This window comes from Alteromonas salexigens, from assembly GCF_025628895.1.
GTDB classification, from domain to species: Bacteria; Pseudomonadota; Gammaproteobacteria; order Enterobacterales; family Alteromonadaceae; genus Alteromonas; species Alteromonas salexigens.
Window position 1 is genome coordinate 1 of sequence record NZ_JAOTJC010000009.1, and the last position, 1,162, is coordinate 1,162.

The 1,162-nt window shown below is 48.5% G+C and carries 1 protein-coding gene; it reads left to right on the forward strand.

The window, feature by feature from the left end:
* The first annotated feature begins 74 nt into the window (after positions 1-74).
* A protein-coding gene (locus OCL06_RS12085; protein ID WP_262994901.1) for an IS3 family transposase occupies positions 75-1,150 on the forward strand; the annotation gives its coding sequence in 2 pieces (ribosomal slippage) (positions 75-324 and positions 324-1,150; 1,077 coding nt in all).
* The last annotated feature ends 12 nt before the right edge of the window (positions 1,151-1,162 follow it).

Genomic DNA, 1,162 nt, shown 5'->3' on the forward strand with positions numbered 1-1,162 from the left:
TGACCTCTCCCCCAAAAATAACACCATGACATTGATGAGATTTCCAATAAACTGGAGACAATGGAGATCTCAAAATGAAAAAACGCTACAGCGAAGAACAAATCATCAAGGCCATCAAACAGCATGAGGCTGGCGCAAAGGTGGACGACATCTGCCGCGAGATGGGTATCTCATCTGGGACTTTTTATAATTGGCGCAGCAAGTATGCGGGGCTGGAAGTCAATGAAGCCAAGCGTCTAAAAGAGCTTGAGTCTGAGAACAATAAGCTGAAGAAGATGCTGGCTGACAAACTTCTGGAAGTAGAAGCGATGAAGGATGTGCTTTCAAAAAAGTGGTAACGCCAGCAGCAAGAAAGCCTGTCGCCCGTCACCTTATTGATGCGTTTAAGCTCAGTGAACGGGTTGCCTGCAAGCTTGCTGGTGTCAGCCGTACCGCATTCAGATATTGCCACAAGACGAAGCCAGATAGCGAAGTACGCTCGCGTCTGAAGGAATTGGCGTCACAGTATCCAAGGTATGGATATCTGATGCTGCATGGCTTGCTAAAGGGAGAAGGGCTTGTCGTCAACCGCAAGCACACGTACCGCCTTTACACTGAGGAAAGGTTGCAGGTACGGACAAAGAAGCGCAAGAAGCTGACTCGACCAAGACAGCCGCTAGAGGTTCCAACAGCGCCCGATGAGCGATGGTCTATGGATTTCGTATCTGATCAACTTAGCAACGGCAGACGCTTCAGAGTGCTGAACGTGGTAGACGATTATTCCCGCGAGATGGTCGGACAGCTTGTATCTGTTTCTATCAGCGGCCGTCAGGTTGCACGCTTCCTTAGTCAGCTCATTGACCAACGAGAGAAGCCTGCAAAGGTGATCTGCGACAACGGAACAGAATTCACCAGTAAAGCGATGTTCTTCTGGAGTAAAGAGACAGGTGTTGAGCTCGGTTTTATCCAGCCTGGCAAACCGACACAGAATGCCTTCGTGGAAAGCCTCAACGGTAAGTTCAGAAACGAATGTCTGAACCAGCATTGGTTCAGAACAATGGATGAGGCACGTTACGAAGTAGACCTATGGCGAGAGCATTACAATAATGTTCGGCCACATAGCTCATTGGATTACTTACCGCCTGTTGAGTATGCAAAGCGGGCAGCATAATATGAATAATCT